The sequence below is a fragment of the Yoonia sp. GPGPB17 genome, from assembly GCF_037892195.1.
Taxonomy (GTDB): Bacteria; Pseudomonadota; Alphaproteobacteria; order Rhodobacterales; family Rhodobacteraceae; genus Yoonia.
Genome location: NZ_JATACI010000002.1, coordinates 471,331 through 487,329, shown reverse-complemented (window position 1 = coordinate 487,329; position 15,999 = coordinate 471,331). Strand labels below are relative to the sequence as shown.

Sequence of the window (15,999 nt, the reverse complement as noted above, 5' to 3'; positions counted from 1 at the left end):
AAGTCGCTTAACCTTTTCCCATACGAGAGATGTAGTTGGCGCGCTTGGCATCATACCAAGTGCGCGAAAATTCTGCGGGCTGTTTGGTCGCCGTCCAACTGACCCGCTCGATGTACCCCACCGCCGCGCCTGCATTGAGGTGAAATACCTCCGGTGTCCAGTCTGGCATTGTGTCAACCCCGATACGATCCTCGACCGAGCCGATCACGAGGCCCAATTCATGACGATAGAAGTGATAAAGTGAGTCCGATAGATCTGACACGGCGACCGTGGCACGCTGCGCCCCATCCAGCCAGATCTCTTCCAAAGCAATCACAATACCGTCCAGAGATCGCACGCGTCGAATACGGTGCCCCTCGGTATGACCACCCAAGCGCGCAAAGCCGTCAGGCTTGGTCAAGCGATCCACCGACAATACCTCCGCGGTCGGCAACCCACCACCTTTCAGCAATTCCAACCGAAAGAACGCATAGACGGAATCGACCGCGGGCCGGTGTCGCACATAGTTGCCAGACCCTTGCACGCGGTCCAGCAGCCCTTTGGCTTCAACGTCCGCCAATGCCTTACGTAATGTGCCCACGGCAACGCCCAGATCATCCGCCATATCACGTTCGGGCGGCAGTCGTGCGCCATCTGCCAGATGCCCCGCAGCAATCTCGCGGATCAGCATTTCACTCAGCTGAATGAATTTCGGCAAAGCAGAGGTTGTCGCCATGGCGGCACCTCCCCGAGCCTGCGCATGAAAATTGATACACTATTGTTACATAGAATTTTGCATGCTAGGCAAGTGGAAAGACATAACTCTGGGGGAGGAGAATCAATGACCATCGTTCCGGTCACCAGCGCCGATCTTGATGCGGCCGAAGTCTCCTGGTTTTCCGCCCTTTGCTCTGACGATTATCAGTTCCTTGGTGTGCCCGATGGCGACTTGCGTTCCTCTTGGGAACACTGCCGCGACATCGCTTTGACCGCAGAGAAGCAAGGGTTCCGCAACATTCTCGCGCCCTCGTCCTATCAGGTTGGCCAAGACACCCTTTCCTTCGTCTCAGGCATGGCGCCGCTCACCGAAAAGATCAATTTCCTGGCCGCCATCCGCTGTGGTGAGGTGCAACCGATCATGCTGGCCCGCACCATTGCAACGCTGGATCACATGCTCAAGGGGCGACTGACGCTCAACGTCATCAGCTCTGACTTCCCCGGCGAAGTGGCCGAAAGCGCCTTCCGCTACAAGCGGTCGCACGAAGTGGTCGAGATTCTGCGCAAATGCTGGACGCAAGATGAGGTCAGCTACGACGGCGACATCTATCAAATCTCCAAGCTTTCGACCGACCCTGCCCGGCCTTACCAGCAAAATGGCGGTCCGCTGCTCTACTTTGGCGGCTACTCGCCCGCAGCACTCGAACTCTGCGGTGCGCAATGCGACGTCTATCTGATGTGGCCAGAGCCCTTAGAGCAGCTTGAACAGCGCATGAAAGACGTGAATGCCCGGGCCGAAGCCCATAACCGTACGCTGGACTATGGCCTGCGCGTCCACATGATCGTCCGCGACACGGAAGCAGAAGCCAAAGAATACGCCGATTGCATTGCCTCCAAGCTCGATGATGAATACGGCAAACTGATCCGCGACCGCGCCCATGACAGCATTTCACTGGGCGTAGCCCACCAAGCCAAAGCCCGCGAACTGGCCGATAAATTCGGCTATGTCGAACCCGGCCTTTGGACCGGCGTCGGGCGCGCCCGTTCCGGCTGTGGCGCCGCTTTGGTTGGTTCCACCGATCAAGTGATGAGCAAAATCGAGGCCTATCAAAAGATGGGTATCCGTGCTTTCATCTTCTCAGGCTACCCGCACATTGACGAAGCAGAACACTTCGGCGCGCGCGTTATGCCGCATCTGAAAACATGCTCGCTGCCCCACGCATACGGGCGCGTGCCATCCGAAACACCAGCGACCCCATTGGGCACAGGACCACGCCGTTGAACCGCATCACAATCACCAACGACCTTTCTTTCAGCCGCATCGTCTATGGCATGTGGCGACTGAGCGACGACACAGATACCTCTGTCGCGCATGTGCAAGCCAAGATTGAAGCCTGCCTCGAACAAGGCATCACAACTATGGATCAGGCCGACATCTACGGCGGTTATGCAGCCGAAGAGGTCTTGGGCAACGCGCTCAAAGCCGCCCCTGCCCTGAAAGATCAAATCGAGGTCGTCACCAAATGTGATATCGTGGCTCCGATGGGGCGCTACAGCGATGCGCGCGTCAAATACTACGACACCAGCCGCAGTCACATCCTTGCCTCGGTGGACCATTCGTTGCGTCTGATGAATATCGACAAGATTGACACGCTCTTGATCCACCGGCCCGACCCGATGATGGACCATTATGAAACAGGGGCCGCGCTGGATGAAGTCGTCGCCTCCGGCAAGGTCCGGTCTGTCGGCGTGTCCAACTTCAAATTGCACGACTGGACACTACTGCAATCGGCGATGAAGACACCGCTGATCACCAACCAGATCGAACTGTCTTTGACGGCGCACCAAGGTTTCACCAACGGCGATGTCGCCTATCTGCAAGAACGCAACGTGCCGATCATGGCATGGTCCCCCCTTGGTGGCGGCAGCCTGATGACCGGCACAGGCGCTGCGCAAGACGCGCTGGCCAAAGTCGCGGCAGACAACGGTGTGGACAACAGTGCCGTGGCTGTTGCATGGCTGCTGGCTCATCCCGCCAATATCATGCCGGTCATGGGCACAAATAATCTGAGCCGTATCAAGGCCCTATCGGACGCTTTGAAAGTTAATATGGACCGCGAAACATGGTTCGAGCTCTACACCGCCGCACTCGGCACGGAGGTCCCATAATGGACGCAGGTACCATCGCGACATTCGACCCCAGCACCGACAGCGACAGCTTTCGCGGTGCATTGGGGACATTCGTCACTGGCGTCACCGTCGTGACGACTGACAGCCCTGAAGGCCCGGTGGCCATCGTCGCCAACAGCTTTGCCAGCGTGTCCCTTGATCCACCATTGGTCCTTTGGTCACCGGCCAAATCATCCAAACGGTTCGAACACTTTGCGGGCTCACGCCGTTTCGCGGTGCATGTCCTGGGAGCGGACCAACGCGACGTCTGTGCGGCGATCATAAAATCAAAAACAGCCATCAGTGACGTGCCAACACATATGTCCCATTGTGGCATGCCGATTATTGAGGGCGCGCTCGCGACATTCGAATGCAACCTCGAAGCAACCCATGACGCGGGAGACCACGTGATCGTCGTAGGCCTCGTGACCAAAGCTCATCACCGTGGTGGCGATCCGCTCGTCTTTCATGCAGGGAAATACGGACAGTTTAGCGCAAGCTAGTGCGATCAATTTGCCAGAAACAATCTGGCCAAGCCGCAGCAAGCGGTGGGGGCAAAGCCCCCAACAACAAGGGCTAAAAGCCCGCATATAACAGGGGAGGAGCCGATGTCGGTCCTGTTTGGCCTTTTGTGGCCACTAGAACGGTTTAACACCGTGGTGCTCGCCATTGGCAAAGTCATCGCGGTGATTGCGCTGGCGATCATGGTCACGCTGATCCTGGGGCAGGTTTTCTTCCGCTATATTCTCAGCGACGCCCCCAACTGGACAGAAGAAGGTGCACGCTTTGGCATGCTCTGGATGACCGGGTTGATGGCGCCGCTCGCCTTCCGCATGGGTGGGTTCGTATCCATCGACATGTTGGAACGCGCCCTGCCCCGATTGATCTCAGGCCTGCTCACACTGCTGCTGTTGGGCATCGCCCTCTGGGTGCTTGTTGTTGCATGGGACCGCGGCCTGAATAACCACGTTGATACGCTCTCAGGCCGCGGCTGTTCTTCCTCGCTCAAATGGCCATTCGGCTTTGAATTCGGGAAATGCGGCGACAAGTTCCAGAACAACTTCCAATACGCCTCGCTCTGGGTCGGCGTGAACCTGATGATCCTTGTGAACCTTGAGTTGATTATACGCCAGATCATCAAATTGATGGGACGTGGTGACGAGTTAAAACCGCTGAGCGCGGAAGATTTTCAGGGGGCCGACTGATGCTGTTATGGTTCCTTCCCCTTTTCCTTATCCTGATCATGATCGGCTTGCCGGTGGTCTTTGCACTGCTGGCATCACCCTTCGCGCTGATCATGCTCGAAGGCGATAACCGTAATGTTGTCGCAGGTCTTTATCGCAACCTTTACAATGGTATGGACAGCTTTCCGCTGATGGCGCTGCCCTTCTTTATGCTGGCCGGTGAAATCATGAACCGCGGCGGCATCACCCTGCGCCTTGTCGAGTTTTCCCAGGCCTTCATGGGCCACCTGCGCGGTGGTTTGGCGCATGTGAACATCCTGTCCTCTATGCTCTTCGCGGGCTTATCGGGCTCCGCCGTCGCAGATACCTCTGCACTGGGGTCCACCCTGATCCCCGCGATGGAAAAGAACGGCTACACCCGGAAATTCGCCGCAGCGATTACCGCCGCCTCTTCTGTCATTGGCCCGATTATTCCGCCTTCCGGTATCATGATCATCTATGCCTATGTCATGGGCGAAAGCGTGGCGTCCTTGTTCCTTGCAGGCATTGTTCCGGGCATCATGGTGGGCGGTGGTCTGATGATCATGGTGCGTCTGATGGCCGATCGTTATGACCTGCCCAAGGCCGAACGGATCGTCACGAAAAACCAGGACATCACGCAGGTGGAGTACTGGGTCAGCTTCGTACTGCTACGGATCAACGTCGCAGGCCTGTTGATGGCGATCTATAGCGGGCTGTCCACAACAGTGGGTCTGGCCAGCTTCAACGAGGCTGGCGATAAAGTGCACAGTCTGAACCTTTGGATCGTCTTCGCGGGTCTTCTCGTCATCGCGCATTTCCTGCTGATGAGCTATCGGGGCCGCGTCAGCCATGATTTCCGCATGATCTGCAAAAAGGCCATCGCGCCCCTGCAAACGCCGATCATTATCCTTGGTGGTATCCTCGTCGGTGTCTTCACCCCAACAGAGGCTTCAGCCATTGCGGTGGCCTACGCCTTGATCGTCAGCTTTTTTGTACTGCGGTCCATGAACCTGCGCGACTTGGGTGAAGTGCTGACCAAATCCGCCCTCGCCACATCAGCCGTGCTGCTGCTGGTCGGCGCTGCAGTCGCCTTCAAAACGGTCGTTAGCCTATCCTACGCGCCGCAGATCCTTAGCGAGTATATCCTATCGCTCTCGGAAAACCCGCTGATGCTTCTGTTCCTTATCAACATCCTGCTGTTCATCGTAGGCATGTTTCTTGATGCAGGCCCGGCGATCATCATCCTTGGCCCCATCCTCGGCCCGATCTTCGTGGATCTTGGTGTGCACCCCGTGCATTTCGCGATCATCATGAGCGTGAACCTGACAGTGGGGCTGGCAACGCCACCCATGGGGCTTGTCCTCTTCGTGGCCAGTACCGTGTCGGGCGAGAAGGTCGAGACGATCTCAAAAGCCATCCTGCCATTCCTCGCGGTGGAGGTTCTGGTGATCTTCCTGATCACCTATATTCCCGCCATTTCCATGACAGTGCCTTACCTTGCAGGTTTCCTCGGCTGCGCGCCGGAAATCGGGTTTAGCGCTTGCATTAGCCCAGCACCGGGCATCAACTAACAGCATCAATAGGGAGAGAATAATGCTGAAACAGTTTACCAAAATCGCGGCAACAGCCGCACTGCTGGCGACGCCGTTGGCCGCCTGGGCACAGGATTTCACGATCCGCGCCACAGCAAACTCAAACGAGAACGACGAAGACTACGACGGTCTGGTTGTGTTCAAGAACTACGTCGAAGCGGCCTCGAACGGCCGTATCGCGGTTGAGCTTTTCATCGGCACGCAGCTTTGCGCAACCGGCGCGGAATGCCTTGAAGGGGTCTCTGAAGGCTCCATCGACGTCTATATCTCCACATCCGGCGGCGCCGCAGGCATCTTCCCATATGTACAGGTACTCGACCTGCCCTACCTGATGTCATCCGACCGTGTGGCCGAGGCTGTGTTGTCCGGCGACTTCGTGCGCACGATGCGCGCCAAAGCGCTTGAGGACAGCGGCAACACGATCCGCCTGATGACCATCGGCAACACCGGCGGCTGGCGCAACTTTGCCAACACCGAACGCCGTGTGACGGGCCCGGATGATATGGGTGGCCTGAAGATGCGGACTGTTGTGGCTGATCTGCCGGTACAACTGGTCGAAGCCATGGGCGCCTCTGCGACACCGATCCCATGGCCAGAGCTGTTCACATCGCTGCAAACCGGCGTTGTGGAAGGCACGGCAAACGGCATCACCGACATCATGGGCATGAAGTTCCCTGATGCGGGCCTGCAGTATCTGACACTGGACGGGCATTCCTACATGGGTGCGATGTGGTGGATGAACAACGACAACTTCATGGCCATGCCAGAAGACCTGCGCCGCGTTGTTGTCGATGGTTTCTCCGCCCTTCAGCAAGCGACATTCGCATCGCCAAAGCGCAAGTCGATCGAAGCCTATGAAGCCTTCGTTGAGGGTGGCGGCGACATCTATGTGCCTAGCCCAGAAGAGAAAGCCGCATTCGCGGCAGCCGCTGCGCCGGTGAACGCATGGTTCCGCGAAAACGTGGACGGCGGCGGCGAAATGCTGGACGCGCTGCAAGCCGCCGTGGCCGAGGTAGAGGCCGAGCTGGCCGAGGCCTATGCGAGTGATCTGAACTAAGCATTCAAGATTTGATGACAGGAAAGGCCGCCCAATAGGGCGGCCTTTTTGGTCCAGCGCGATGTCGAAACACGCTACCACGCTATGTAAACGGCGCCCGATCCCACGCCAAATTCTACGGGGCGGAGAATGTCAAGTTTGAGCCCACTTTGACCAATGCTGCACTTTGAACAAACGGATGCGATACGCCAAAAGCCGACGTCGTGCCCCAAAATTACAACCCAAACCGGACTTTGATCGACTGGTCAATATGCTGCAGTCGCAGCCCGCTTTCCGGTCATTCCACCAATTCTCTCAAACAGTGCACGCCCCCATTTCAGGTTGATGTCCAACATTTTGAATCCATGCTCTGTCAAAAGGTTGGTCTGATGCGTGAATGTTTGCTCACAATTCACGCCACGCTCGTATCCACCATCAATGGCGATGTACTGAATTCGGTCTAGAACGCCGAGCGCACCTTGCAGGATCTCTGGCTCAAACCCTTCGGCCTCAAGTTTGAAAAGCTTGACGCGCTCAATTGCGTTCATGTGCAAATAACTTTCGAGCGAAAAGGTCTGAGCCTCCAGAGTTTCACTATATGAAGCCGGTTCGACAAAGCTTGAGTCTGCGTCTATTTCGTTCAAGTAGAAGGTCAACGTCTCGTTTTTTGAGCCTAGTCCGCAGTTGTTGGCTCTTGCCTCAGGCGCATTCTGGACGATCGCCGCATGCTCCCTCTGTCCAGGCTCGAATGTTATGTAGTTCTCTGGCGCGATGACGTGCTTTAGCGTCAGCCATAAATCTGCATAGTTCGCGCCACAATCAATAACGACGTCTTCTTCGGAAAACTCGATGTTCTGAAGCGTGTATGATTTCCAGAGGGTCTCGGCCCTGTAGTCCAAGCCGCGTTTGTATAGCCCTTTGCCTCTTCTGAAGTCACCAAAAGCGTGCCAATTTTCGCCTTCTTTGACGTGGAAAAGTTCGGTGGCTTCATCGTAACTGAAACGAGCCGGTCGGCCTCTTATGGCTGACTTCAAGTTTGCGATGTAAATGCCTCGTTTCGTTTCGGGGGCGAGACCCAGCATGTCAGTGTTACTCTTTTTTTGATGCTCTTGTTCACAGCGTGTGGCTTGGATGTCGTGTTTCTTATGTCAACGCGAACCCAAGGATTGCTTGGAATGCTAGGGAGCAAAGTGCAATTTGTCCAACTCCTTGGCCGATGATGGGCTGTGCTGCGCACTTTGTCCGCGTCGGTGAACCGGCTGAAAAAATTGCGACGACGCTGACCACTTGGGCGCAATACTCACAATCAAGGGATTATAGTTGCTGAGCGGCCGGTCGCGGGCACAACGATGCTCGGATATCCGTCAATGGTTTTGACATATGCACGCATCTCAGGCATTCCAAAAATCAAAGGGTTTACGTAGCGCCGTCTGTGATGCGGGCGACCGTAGCCTATAGAAGGAGCAGGAGTAAGCATATATGAAGATTGCACTTTTTGGAGCTTCTGGATTTGTCGGCAGCAACCTGGCTCATCACCTTGAGCGACAGGGTCAACACGATATCCGGTTGTGCGACATCGAAGATAAAAAGCTCCGGCTACGTTTTGAGAACCGCTCGTTTGACTATGAACCTGTCGATATCTCGGCAGATACTGATCGCGTTGACGAAATCGTGGCAGACTCTGATTTGGTCTTTGACCTCGCAGCGTATGTCCACCCGGCAATGTTTATTTCGAACCCGCTTGATGTGGTCCAGTTGAACTTCTTCGATTGTCTTGGTGTCATCCGCTCTTGCGTAAGGCATAAGAAACGACTGATCCATTTTTCTACATCCGAAGTTTATGGAAAGACAGGAGGGTCTGTCGAGCCATTCCGCGAGGACGAAACAGACCTTGTTCTAGGCCCAATACGGAACCAGCGTTGGATCTATTCCTGTGCAAAACAACTGCTGGACCGCATGATTTTCGCATATGGGGTAGAGCATGGCCTGAACTATACGCTGATCCGCCCGTTCAATTTTGTCGGGCCACTTATGGACAAGTTCTCGAAGGCTTGGGATCGCGATGACAACCCGCGCGTCTTTGCAAACTTCATGTCGTCGCTCGTCTATGATCGGCCGATGATGCTGGTTGATGGCGGTCTGAACCGTCGGTGCTTTACCTACATAGATGATGCTGTGTCTGCGCTTCAAGCCGTTATTGACCATCCGAATGAAACTAACCGCCAGATCATCAACGTTGGAAACCCAGCGAATGAAACAACGATCAAAGGTTTGGCTGAGATGATGGCCGCGCTCTACATAAAGGAATTTGAACCAAGCGCACATCCCAGCATCGAGTCGGTTGCGTCGCAGGACTTCTACGGAAGGGGCTACGAGGACTGTGATCGCCGTATGCCGGATATCTCGAAGCTGACGGCAATCGGATGGAAGCCAAAATACGGGCTTGAAGAGACCTTGATGAACTCGATGAGTTACTTTGTAAACAACAAGACCCGCATGGTTGAGATGTTGGGCGACTAGCGCCATAGCAACCGACTGCTCGGGACAACCAGCTGGCGGTGTGGTCGCGTGTCCACCGACCAGACTAAGGTGAAGATGAACTTCTGTCGTGAAGTATTGAGCAGCTAATCCTGATGCGACGCCAGCCATAGTGGTTAACCAGCGCCGCATGCTGACACTCGGATTGCTTAACCGAACATCCAGGCAGAAGACGCATGCAATCAACTGGCATTATTGTTGGCCGGAAACTTGTACACTCTTGATCAGCTTGACTGACGCTGTCACGCCCTCTTCGCAGTTGGCGACAAAGTTGCGCCCCGCCTCACCCATGCGGGCGCCTTTGTCAGAAGAGAGAAGGTCGAGAAGATATCGCTCAAACGCGGTTTGATCTGCGACCAAGATCGCCGCGCCGGCATGAGCTAAGGCTGCATATGCGTCGTCAAAGTTTCTTACGCGGATACCTGAAATAACGGGTAAACCATAGCTGGCGGGCTCATAAGGGTTGTGGCCACCCTGATCACCAAAAGATCCTCCGACGAAAGCGAGTGATGCGACGCTAAAAAACAGCGCAAGCTCGCCTAGAGTATCCGCGATGTAGACCTGTGTACTTGGAAGCAACCCTTGTTGCGTGCTGCGACGAGCGACTTCAAGTGCTTTTTTGCGCGCATTGCTGACCAGTTGAGAGCCACGGCGGGGGTACCTTGGTGCAATGATTAGCAACGCATCTGGGTCGCTTGCCAAGAGCCTTTCATGAGCTGCCAGAACGGGCTCCTCGTCTTGCTGATGTGTTGATGTGGCCAACCAAACGGTACGGTTCGTTGTATGCTCTGCCAGATGACTCTCGCTATCGGGCTGCCTTCTTCCAGAAGCAGTTATTCGAAGGTCTGGCAAAATCTGCAAAACATGCGGAGCGACGCCAATTGCTCGAAAGCCGTCGGCGACCTGTTGTGATCGACATGTGATGCCCTTGAATCCATTCAATAGTGTCAAATACGTAGATGGAAAGCGCTCACGCGTCTTTGAGTGTCTGGCGTTGAGCAGCAGCAACGGAATACCCTGCCGATGTGCTGCCAGTACCAAACGCGGCCACAGGTCTCCTTCAACAAATATGCTTAGCCTCTATCGACCACGAAGAAAAAAATTGTTGGACGGCTGACGGGATGTCGAGCGGAACAAACTGATGTATCACATCTGGCATGTTACTCGCTACCCAGTCTGCGCCGGATGCGCTCATGGTTGTGACGAGTATCGTTGCGTCTTGCGACTGCTGAAGGCGTTCGACCAGCGGGCGGATCTGTGCAACCTCGCCTAAGCTTGCGGCGTGAAACCAGATCACTGCGCCATCGCAGCTTTGGCTTGGTTGCCCCAACCTTTCAGAATAGCGTGCCGGAGGCGCACCCATACGGTTGTGCAAGTGTCGTCCCATGAGGCGGAGGGGTAGTGCGAGGCAACGTGTCAAAAGCAAAACGGCCTGCAACATGATTGGTTTACTACGCGCTCTGCCGATACCTTTTGAACTTGCGGCCATGCTGGGCCCTACACATTTTATTCAAAGCGATGGGTACACGGCTTTTGGCACAGGCGAAAGTATCGATTTGCTTAGCCTTGTTTAGCTGTTGGCGGTCATCTAGCGTATATCGGTGAGGTTCGCTTAAATGAGGCAAGATGTATGAGTGTCGCTTCCCGACGCCTTGGAGACGGCAGATTGATACGGTGCAATAGCGAATTGATCGACCCGATCGAACCCCGACTATTCGATGTCGATTGGAGTCGGGCGAACGGCTACATACATCAGAGCGGAATGGGGCGCGGTGGGGCGCATATCCTGAAGTTCTCGGGTCACTACGTCGTGCTACGGTTTTTTCTGCGCGGAGGGATCATGCGGAAAGTAAACCGTGATCGATATCTACGCCTCGGCGAGAAGAGGAGCAGATCATTCCGCGAGTATGAACTGCTACGCTGGATGAATTCTCAAGGGCTACGTGTCCCAAGACCAATTGCGGCAATGACAGCGCCAACCGGGTTCTTCTATCGTGCAGCGATCATCTTGGAGTGCATCCCGCAAGCACGCACCCTGGCAGATATCTTGAAAGAAGGCCCACTGCCCAATGGTATGTGGTCAGACATTGGGAAAACCATTCGAGACATGCACGAGCTGAGGGTATTTCATGCTGACTTGAACTGCCGCAATGTCCTGATTGACGATGCGGATCGCGTCTGGCTGATCGATTTTGACAAGTCCCACCGTCGGAAACGGGGTAGATGGATGATGCAAAACATAGAACGTCTAAGACGTTCCTTGCTTAAGGAACGCGGAATGGCCGCAGAATTCTGGATGGACGATCGGGATTGGTCCCAGCTTGTTACCACCTATCAGGCATCGCATGATGGAAGGATTGATGTTTCGGCGAAACAGGCCTAACGCTTCTGTATCGCAGCAGGTAAATTGTAATATGAAAGTAGACCCCGGCAAAATCGATGTGATTGCCCCAAACTTGAAGCGTCGTTTGTCTGGCGTTAAGTCTACAGTTATGCGGTTGGTGCCGCTTCAATTTAAAGATATTCAAATCGCAACAACTGGCCCAAATCTCCGGGATGGTATTCCGCAATTCCCTTTGTGGAAACTATTGGTGATGTCACGATCCGGGCCGTCGGGGTACCGTGTGTGGCATGCCCGCCGCAACATCGAGATGCTTGTAGGGTTGATCCTCAAATGGGTTTTCCGCAAGAAACTCAGATTCGTGCTGACGACTGCGGCGCAACGGCGACGCAAACCCTCTTCAATGTGGCTTATCAGACAGATGGATGTCGTCATCGCGGCCTCAAAAAAAACAGCGGCCTATCTTGATGTGCCAACAACGATCATTTTGCATGGCATTGACACAGAGGGTTTTTCCCCGGTCGAGAATATGGTAAGCTTGCGCGACAGTCTTGGTCTGGAACGTGATGCTGTTATCATCGGGTGCTATGGTCGCATAAGGGCGCAGAAAGGCACGGATGTTTTTTGGAAGCAATGATCTCGTTGCTGCCAAAGTATCCTGAAGCACATGCCATAATCATGGGGCGAACAACGGGAAAACACCAAGCCTTTGCAGATAGCCTCCACACAAGAATCAAGACTTCTGGACTTTCAGACCGGCTACATATGCTTCCAGAAAAAGACTGGTCCAAGATGGCATCTTGGTATGCAGCGCTGGACATCTACGTTGCTCCCCAACGTTGGGAAGGCTTTGGTTTGACCCCCTTGGAAGCAATGTCTTGCGGGGTGCCAGTGGTGGGGACGCGGGTTGGCGCATTTGAAGAACTGGTTACAGATGGGAAAACAGGCTTCCTGATCGCACCTGACGATACCGAGAGCATGGCTGCCGCAACTGATCGACTGCTGAGCGATATGGCGCTACGACAGCGCATGTCAGTTGCCGCGCGCCGCAAAGTACTTGAAAATCATGACATTGTCGGCGAGGCGCATGCCATCACTGAAGTGTACCGGGAGCTTTTGACAAAAGCGTCTTGATAAATGTTTCCGAAGGACCGTTTCGCAGATGTTAATCAATGCATTACCAGAACGAAATGAAGCGGCCATTTCAACAAAGGCAGTTCGCGGCAACGATAGCTATAGATTGCGTGGCGAACTTGTCCCGCCACGTCGTCGGATGTACCCATTACACGATTGTAGTCTAAGTGCATCTGAAGAGCGGCGGTTCCTGATAGAAGAACGGTTCTTGCCTGGCATTGAGACCTTTGGGAGCCCAGTGCCCCTGTCAGGCCACCCAATCTTTGATCGCGCCGTTCAGGAAAGATTGATTGCGCCGATCTGGCAGCGGGCATACCGACTGCAGGGTGACATTGCCGTCAGCGGCAACCGTGGCCTCGTTTATCTGGATGGACGGCTGTTCAGGCCGAGCGCGGCCGAAAAAAGACCGCCGCACAACCATATGATCAAAAAATGGACCATCCAATCGCGATCAAGAAGGCCTGATTGCCTGGAACTGGACCGTGTTCTTTTGGTGCGCCACGTATTTGGGCATATCTACTTTCACACTTACCACGATTTGATGAGCAAGATCGTTTGGGCTGATGAACTGGGCATCGACCCAGAGATACCTATTGTGGTCGATGCAAAATGGGCACGCGGCCACTACGGAAAACACTTCGTGACAACCACACTCATGAGCGGAAGAAAGGTTTACTTTCACGAGTGGGATCAGACACTGCGCTGCAATGAACTCTATTGGCTCAAGCCGCCTCAGTTCCATCGACCGCATCTTGATGCGGTGGCCAATAGTTTCGAGGAACACAAGCCCGACAATCCACCTGGGCCGCATATCGTCCTCACCCGCGAAAAGAAGACCCATGACGATCGGTTTTGTGAAGACATGAACGTGCTCAGGGCGCATTTGACTGACAAGGGCTATTTTGCAATTGATCCAGCGGATTTCACCATACCAGAGCAGAAGTGGATATTTTCCCGCGCTGAACATGTGGTGGCCGAAAACGGTTCTGCTCTCACGAATGCAATCTTTCGGCGCAACCCCACGCTACGAATTGACGCCATCATTGGGGCTGGTGCTGCAACAACCACATTTCAGGCACTATCTTCGGTTTATGGGTTCGATATTCGGTCTCACATCGTCGAATCTGTCCGAGAGGGGAAAGTTACACGTATTGTGCTTGATCGTGAAACCGCCAAGCGCATTTCTGACGCGGCCTAAATCAGCACTGTCATTTGTAGCTGTACTTATATTTTTGTAAATAAAATCAATGAACTAAGTCCACTGCGGAGCAGTTGATATGGTCTAAATGTTGGGCTACGAGTTTTTCAGCATCAACGCGATGGCGCGCAAACAACTGCAGATAAGCCTTGATGACAGCGTGCTCTGAGAAAGTGTCGTTGAGCGACCCATACCCACCTTCGACAAGATCACTGCGAAGCTCTGCATCGGTTCGCAGTGTGTGAATTGCTGTAGCAATACCTTCTACGTCTTCAACGCCGACGACGAGGCCGTTTTCGCGATGCTTCATGAACCATTGGGGCCCTTCTGACCTCGTGGAAACGACCGGCACACCTTGCGCCCATGCCTCAAGTATCACATTGCCTAGGGGCTCATGTCTTGATGGCATGACAAAGGCATCAGCTGCGGCGATGAACGGTTTCACATCTTTCCGCCATCCCAGAAAACGCACCCGCTCAGTGACATGCAATTCCTTCACCAATGAGCGCAGGGCAGATGCGTCGTCTCCATCACCGAGCAACCAAAGATAGGTGTTTGGCGATGTGGCTGTCGCGCGTATCAGATTGTCAAATCCTTTACGCTGAACGAAACGACCGCACGACACCAGCAATGTCGCATCAACGGGCGTATCGTGATCAGAGCGCTGCACTGGCATAGCCCTTGTTGTATCTGTGAAATTTGAGATCACCGCACGCTCTCTAGCCCATCCAAGATCGTCGACGCGCTGTACTATGCCTGGCGTATTGGCGACGACAACGTCGACGTTGCCAAGTTTCTTGAGAGAGCGAGGGTAGTCTCCCAATCTCAAAACACGGATGCATCCTTTCATTTGAGGCATAAGTTTACATCCCTTCGGGACCCAAGCCATCATCGCATCAGGCTGCCAGTCATCGGCAAGATGCTTAATCTTTCTTGGTAGGGTAAGCCGGGACAGCGATGCTGTGCGAAAGTGGCTTTCTAGCACGTCGGTTGCATCTTCAATCATCGGCCGCCAAATACGATTGGGACGCATGACGGTTTTTTGTGTCACGCCGTGTTTTGCAAGACTGTTGGCGAAGTGAACAAAGAACCGTTCCGCTCCGCCATCGCGTCCAAAGTGCAAATGCATCACCCGTAAAGGGTCGATGTGGCTCATAGTGGATCGTCCTTGGATGGGCGTACTTGTGTCGCGCGCCGCTGATAAACTTTCGCTTCCGTCAAGAACGAATAGACTGCCCCGGTCGCCGCCTGAATGTACCCCGGAAAGCCACACCGCCAAAGCCCATGCCTGACATAGAGGCGAAAAAAGTAGAACGGCGGGGAAATCAGCAGCCGCCAAGGATTGCGGGATTTGTCCTTTCGCACAATCATATCTGCTTTCAATGTGGAGTACTTGTTTTCTTTCAGGATCTGATCGTCTATCATCTGTGGTGTGAAGTGCAACAAGCTGCCTTTCTTGACCGTCTTCACCATGCCGTCAGGGATAATTTTCTCGTGCACATCAAGGGTCAGATCGAACGCCCCTTTTCCATTCCGGATCAAGCGCAGTTTTGCTCGCTCTTTTACGCCATTAGGTGTAAATCCAAATCCGGGTAAATAGCCACGACGTGGAATGCGCCAGCCAACCACAGACTTGGTACAATTTACCAACTCATCCAACTGCGACCGCAGTTCATCGTCCAACCGTTCATCTGCGTCGATGCTAAGGCACCAGGGTTGTGTGCACTTTTCGAGGGCAAACTGCTTCTGAGCGGCATAACCCAACCAAGGCTGATGAAAAATCTGGATAGGCAGCCCATCTTTCTGGAGTCGCTGCGCAATCATGATCGTGTCATCAGTTGAGCCGCTATCAACAAGAACGATTTCGGCACAATCGGCAACACTGCGGAGACAGTTTTCGATCTTTGCTGCTTCATTCAGGGAAATCGCAAATGCGGAAACCTGCAGGCGTCCCGTGTTTGTCTGACCTGCGTGGTTTTGTTGCATCTCTTTGCTCAACTCTTCTGTGGCCCCATTCTATTGCTTCAGGGCTTGATAGGCCACGCTGCAATCTGTTCTCAACCGGCTCGATTTAGTCTTGGCAGTTGAAC

General features: G+C 54.1%; 15 protein-coding genes and 1 pseudogene. 10 read left to right on the top strand and 6 right to left on the bottom strand.

All coding sequences use genetic code 11. The annotated features are described in order from the left end of the window. Positions 1-7: 7 nt before the first annotated feature. Entirely contained in the window at positions 8-715 is a 708-nt protein-coding gene (locus QTO30_RS02765; protein WP_340422356.1) for a GntR family transcriptional regulator, read from the bottom strand. Positions 716-820: 105 nt separating this feature from the next. On the opposite strand from QTO30_RS02765, the gene QTO30_RS02760 reads away from it, so the two are divergent. The 6 genes from QTO30_RS02760 to QTO30_RS02735 all read left to right on the top strand — a co-directional run bounded on the left by QTO30_RS02760 (position 821) and on the right by QTO30_RS02735 (position 6,719). Further along, complete coding sequence (locus QTO30_RS02760) at positions 821-1,978, top strand: LLM class flavin-dependent oxidoreductase (RefSeq protein WP_340422355.1); 1,158 nt, start codon at positions 821-823, stop codon at positions 1,976-1,978. Next, positions 1,975-2,865 carry an aldo/keto reductase gene (locus QTO30_RS02755; protein ID WP_340422354.1) on the top strand — a complete coding sequence of 297 codons (891 nt, stop codon included), beginning with the start codon at positions 1,975-1,977 and terminating at the stop codon, positions 2,863-2,865. The genes QTO30_RS02760 and QTO30_RS02755 overlap by 4 nt, the downstream gene beginning before the upstream one ends. Further along, a complete protein-coding gene (locus QTO30_RS02750) occupies positions 2,865-3,368 on the top strand; it encodes a flavin reductase family protein (RefSeq protein ID WP_340422353.1) in 504 nt (167 codons plus the stop codon). The genes QTO30_RS02755 and QTO30_RS02750 overlap by 1 nt, the downstream gene beginning before the upstream one ends. 105 nt (positions 3,369-3,473) lie before the next feature. Next, positions 3,474-4,070, top strand: a complete 597-nt coding sequence (locus QTO30_RS02745; protein WP_340422352.1) for a TRAP transporter small permease — start codon at positions 3,474-3,476, stop codon at positions 4,068-4,070. Beyond that, complete coding sequence (locus tag QTO30_RS02740) at positions 4,070-5,641, top strand: TRAP transporter large permease (RefSeq protein ID WP_340422351.1); 1,572 nt, start codon at positions 4,070-4,072, stop codon at positions 5,639-5,641. Before QTO30_RS02745 ends, QTO30_RS02740 begins: the two co-directional genes overlap by 1 nt. Positions 5,642-5,663: 22 nt before the next feature. Then, on the top strand, positions 5,664-6,719 hold the full coding sequence (locus tag QTO30_RS02735) for a TRAP transporter substrate-binding protein (RefSeq protein ID WP_340422350.1): 1,056 nt from the start codon (positions 5,664-5,666) through the stop codon (positions 6,717-6,719). A 245-nt stretch (positions 6,720-6,964) separates the two neighbouring features. On the opposite strand, the gene QTO30_RS02730 is transcribed toward QTO30_RS02735, so the two are convergent. Next, a complete protein-coding gene (locus tag QTO30_RS02730) occupies positions 6,965-7,780 on the bottom strand; it encodes an FkbM family methyltransferase (RefSeq protein WP_340422349.1) in 816 nt (271 codons plus the stop codon). 397 nt (positions 7,781-8,177) lie between these two features. On the opposite strand from QTO30_RS02730, the gene QTO30_RS02725 reads away from it, so the two are divergent. After that, positions 8,178-9,218, top strand: coding sequence for an NAD-dependent epimerase/dehydratase family protein (locus QTO30_RS02725; RefSeq protein ID WP_340422347.1), 1,041 nt, complete (start codon positions 8,178-8,180; stop codon positions 9,216-9,218). Between the two features lie 210 nt (positions 9,219-9,428). Here the strand turns inward: QTO30_RS02725 and QTO30_RS02720 are convergent, their stop codons facing one another. Further along, on the bottom strand, positions 9,429-10,307 hold the full coding sequence (locus QTO30_RS02720) for a 3-deoxy-D-manno-octulosonic acid transferase (RefSeq protein ID WP_340425855.1): 879 nt from the start codon (positions 10,305-10,307) through the stop codon (positions 9,429-9,431). Then, entirely contained in the window at positions 10,297-10,599 is a 303-nt protein-coding gene (locus QTO30_RS22030; protein ID WP_445327175.1) for a 3-deoxy-D-manno-octulosonic acid transferase, read from the bottom strand. Before QTO30_RS22030 ends, QTO30_RS02720 begins: the two co-directional genes overlap by 11 nt. Positions 10,600-10,902: 303 nt before the next feature. Here QTO30_RS22030 and QTO30_RS02715 point away from each other — a divergent pair, with 303 nt between their 5' ends. The 3 genes and pseudogenes from QTO30_RS02715 (at position 10,903) to QTO30_RS02705 (ending at position 13,909) form a co-directional block, all read left to right on the top strand. Then, the gene (locus QTO30_RS02715) at positions 10,903-11,619 is read left to right on the top strand and encodes a 3-deoxy-D-manno-octulosonic acid kinase (RefSeq protein WP_340422345.1); all 717 of its coding nucleotides are present in this window, start codon (positions 10,903-10,905) and stop codon (positions 11,617-11,619) included. 31 nt (positions 11,620-11,650) lie between these two features. Continuing rightward, positions 11,651-12,711: pseudogene (locus QTO30_RS02710) on the top strand (glycosyltransferase family 4 protein). A 28-nt stretch (positions 12,712-12,739) separates the two neighbouring features. After that, positions 12,740-13,909 (top strand): glycosyltransferase family 61 protein, encoded by a 1,170-nt coding sequence (locus QTO30_RS02705; RefSeq protein ID WP_340422344.1) that lies wholly within the window; start codon positions 12,740-12,742, stop codon positions 13,907-13,909. A 46-nt stretch (positions 13,910-13,955) separates the two neighbouring features. Here the strand turns inward: QTO30_RS02705 and QTO30_RS02700 are convergent, their stop codons facing one another. Together QTO30_RS02700 and QTO30_RS02695 are read right to left on the bottom strand one after the other, a co-directional pair. Next, positions 13,956-14,960, bottom strand: a complete 1,005-nt coding sequence (locus tag QTO30_RS02700) for a glycosyltransferase (RefSeq protein ID WP_340422342.1) — start codon at positions 14,958-14,960, stop codon at positions 13,956-13,958. Between the two features lie 101 nt (positions 14,961-15,061). Next, on the bottom strand, positions 15,062-15,895 hold the full coding sequence (locus QTO30_RS02695) for a glycosyltransferase family 2 protein (protein WP_340422341.1): 834 nt from the start codon (positions 15,893-15,895) through the stop codon (positions 15,062-15,064). Positions 15,896-15,999 lie beyond the last annotated feature (104 nt).

Coding starts and splice junctions, on each gene's coding strand:
- QTO30_RS02765 (WP_340422356.1), bottom strand. CDS start 715: ATGGCGACAACCTCTGCTTTGCCGAAATTCATTCAGCTGAGTGAAATG.
- QTO30_RS02760 (WP_340422355.1), top strand. CDS start 821: ATGACCATCGTTCCGGTCACCAGCGCCGATCTTGATGCGGCCGAAGTC.
- QTO30_RS02750 (WP_340422353.1), top strand. CDS start 2,865: ATGGACGCAGGTACCATCGCGACATTCGACCCCAGCACCGACAGCGAC.
- QTO30_RS02745 (WP_340422352.1), top strand. CDS start 3,474: ATGTCGGTCCTGTTTGGCCTTTTGTGGCCACTAGAACGGTTTAACACC.
- QTO30_RS02740 (WP_340422351.1), top strand. CDS start 4,070: ATGCTGTTATGGTTCCTTCCCCTTTTCCTTATCCTGATCATGATCGGC.
- QTO30_RS02735 (WP_340422350.1), top strand. CDS start 5,664: ATGCTGAAACAGTTTACCAAAATCGCGGCAACAGCCGCACTGCTGGCG.
- QTO30_RS02730 (WP_340422349.1), bottom strand. CDS start 7,780: ATGCTGGGTCTCGCCCCCGAAACGAAACGAGGCATTTACATCGCAAAC.
- QTO30_RS02725 (WP_340422347.1), top strand. CDS start 8,178: ATGAAGATTGCACTTTTTGGAGCTTCTGGATTTGTCGGCAGCAACCTG.
- QTO30_RS22030 (WP_445327175.1), bottom strand. CDS start 10,599: ATGGGTGCGCCTCCGGCACGCTATTCTGAAAGGTTGGGGCAACCAAGC.
- QTO30_RS02705 (WP_340422344.1), top strand. CDS start 12,740: ATGTTAATCAATGCATTACCAGAACGAAATGAAGCGGCCATTTCAACA.
- QTO30_RS02695 (WP_340422341.1), bottom strand. CDS start 15,895: ATGCAACAAAACCACGCAGGTCAGACAAACACGGGACGCCTGCAGGTT.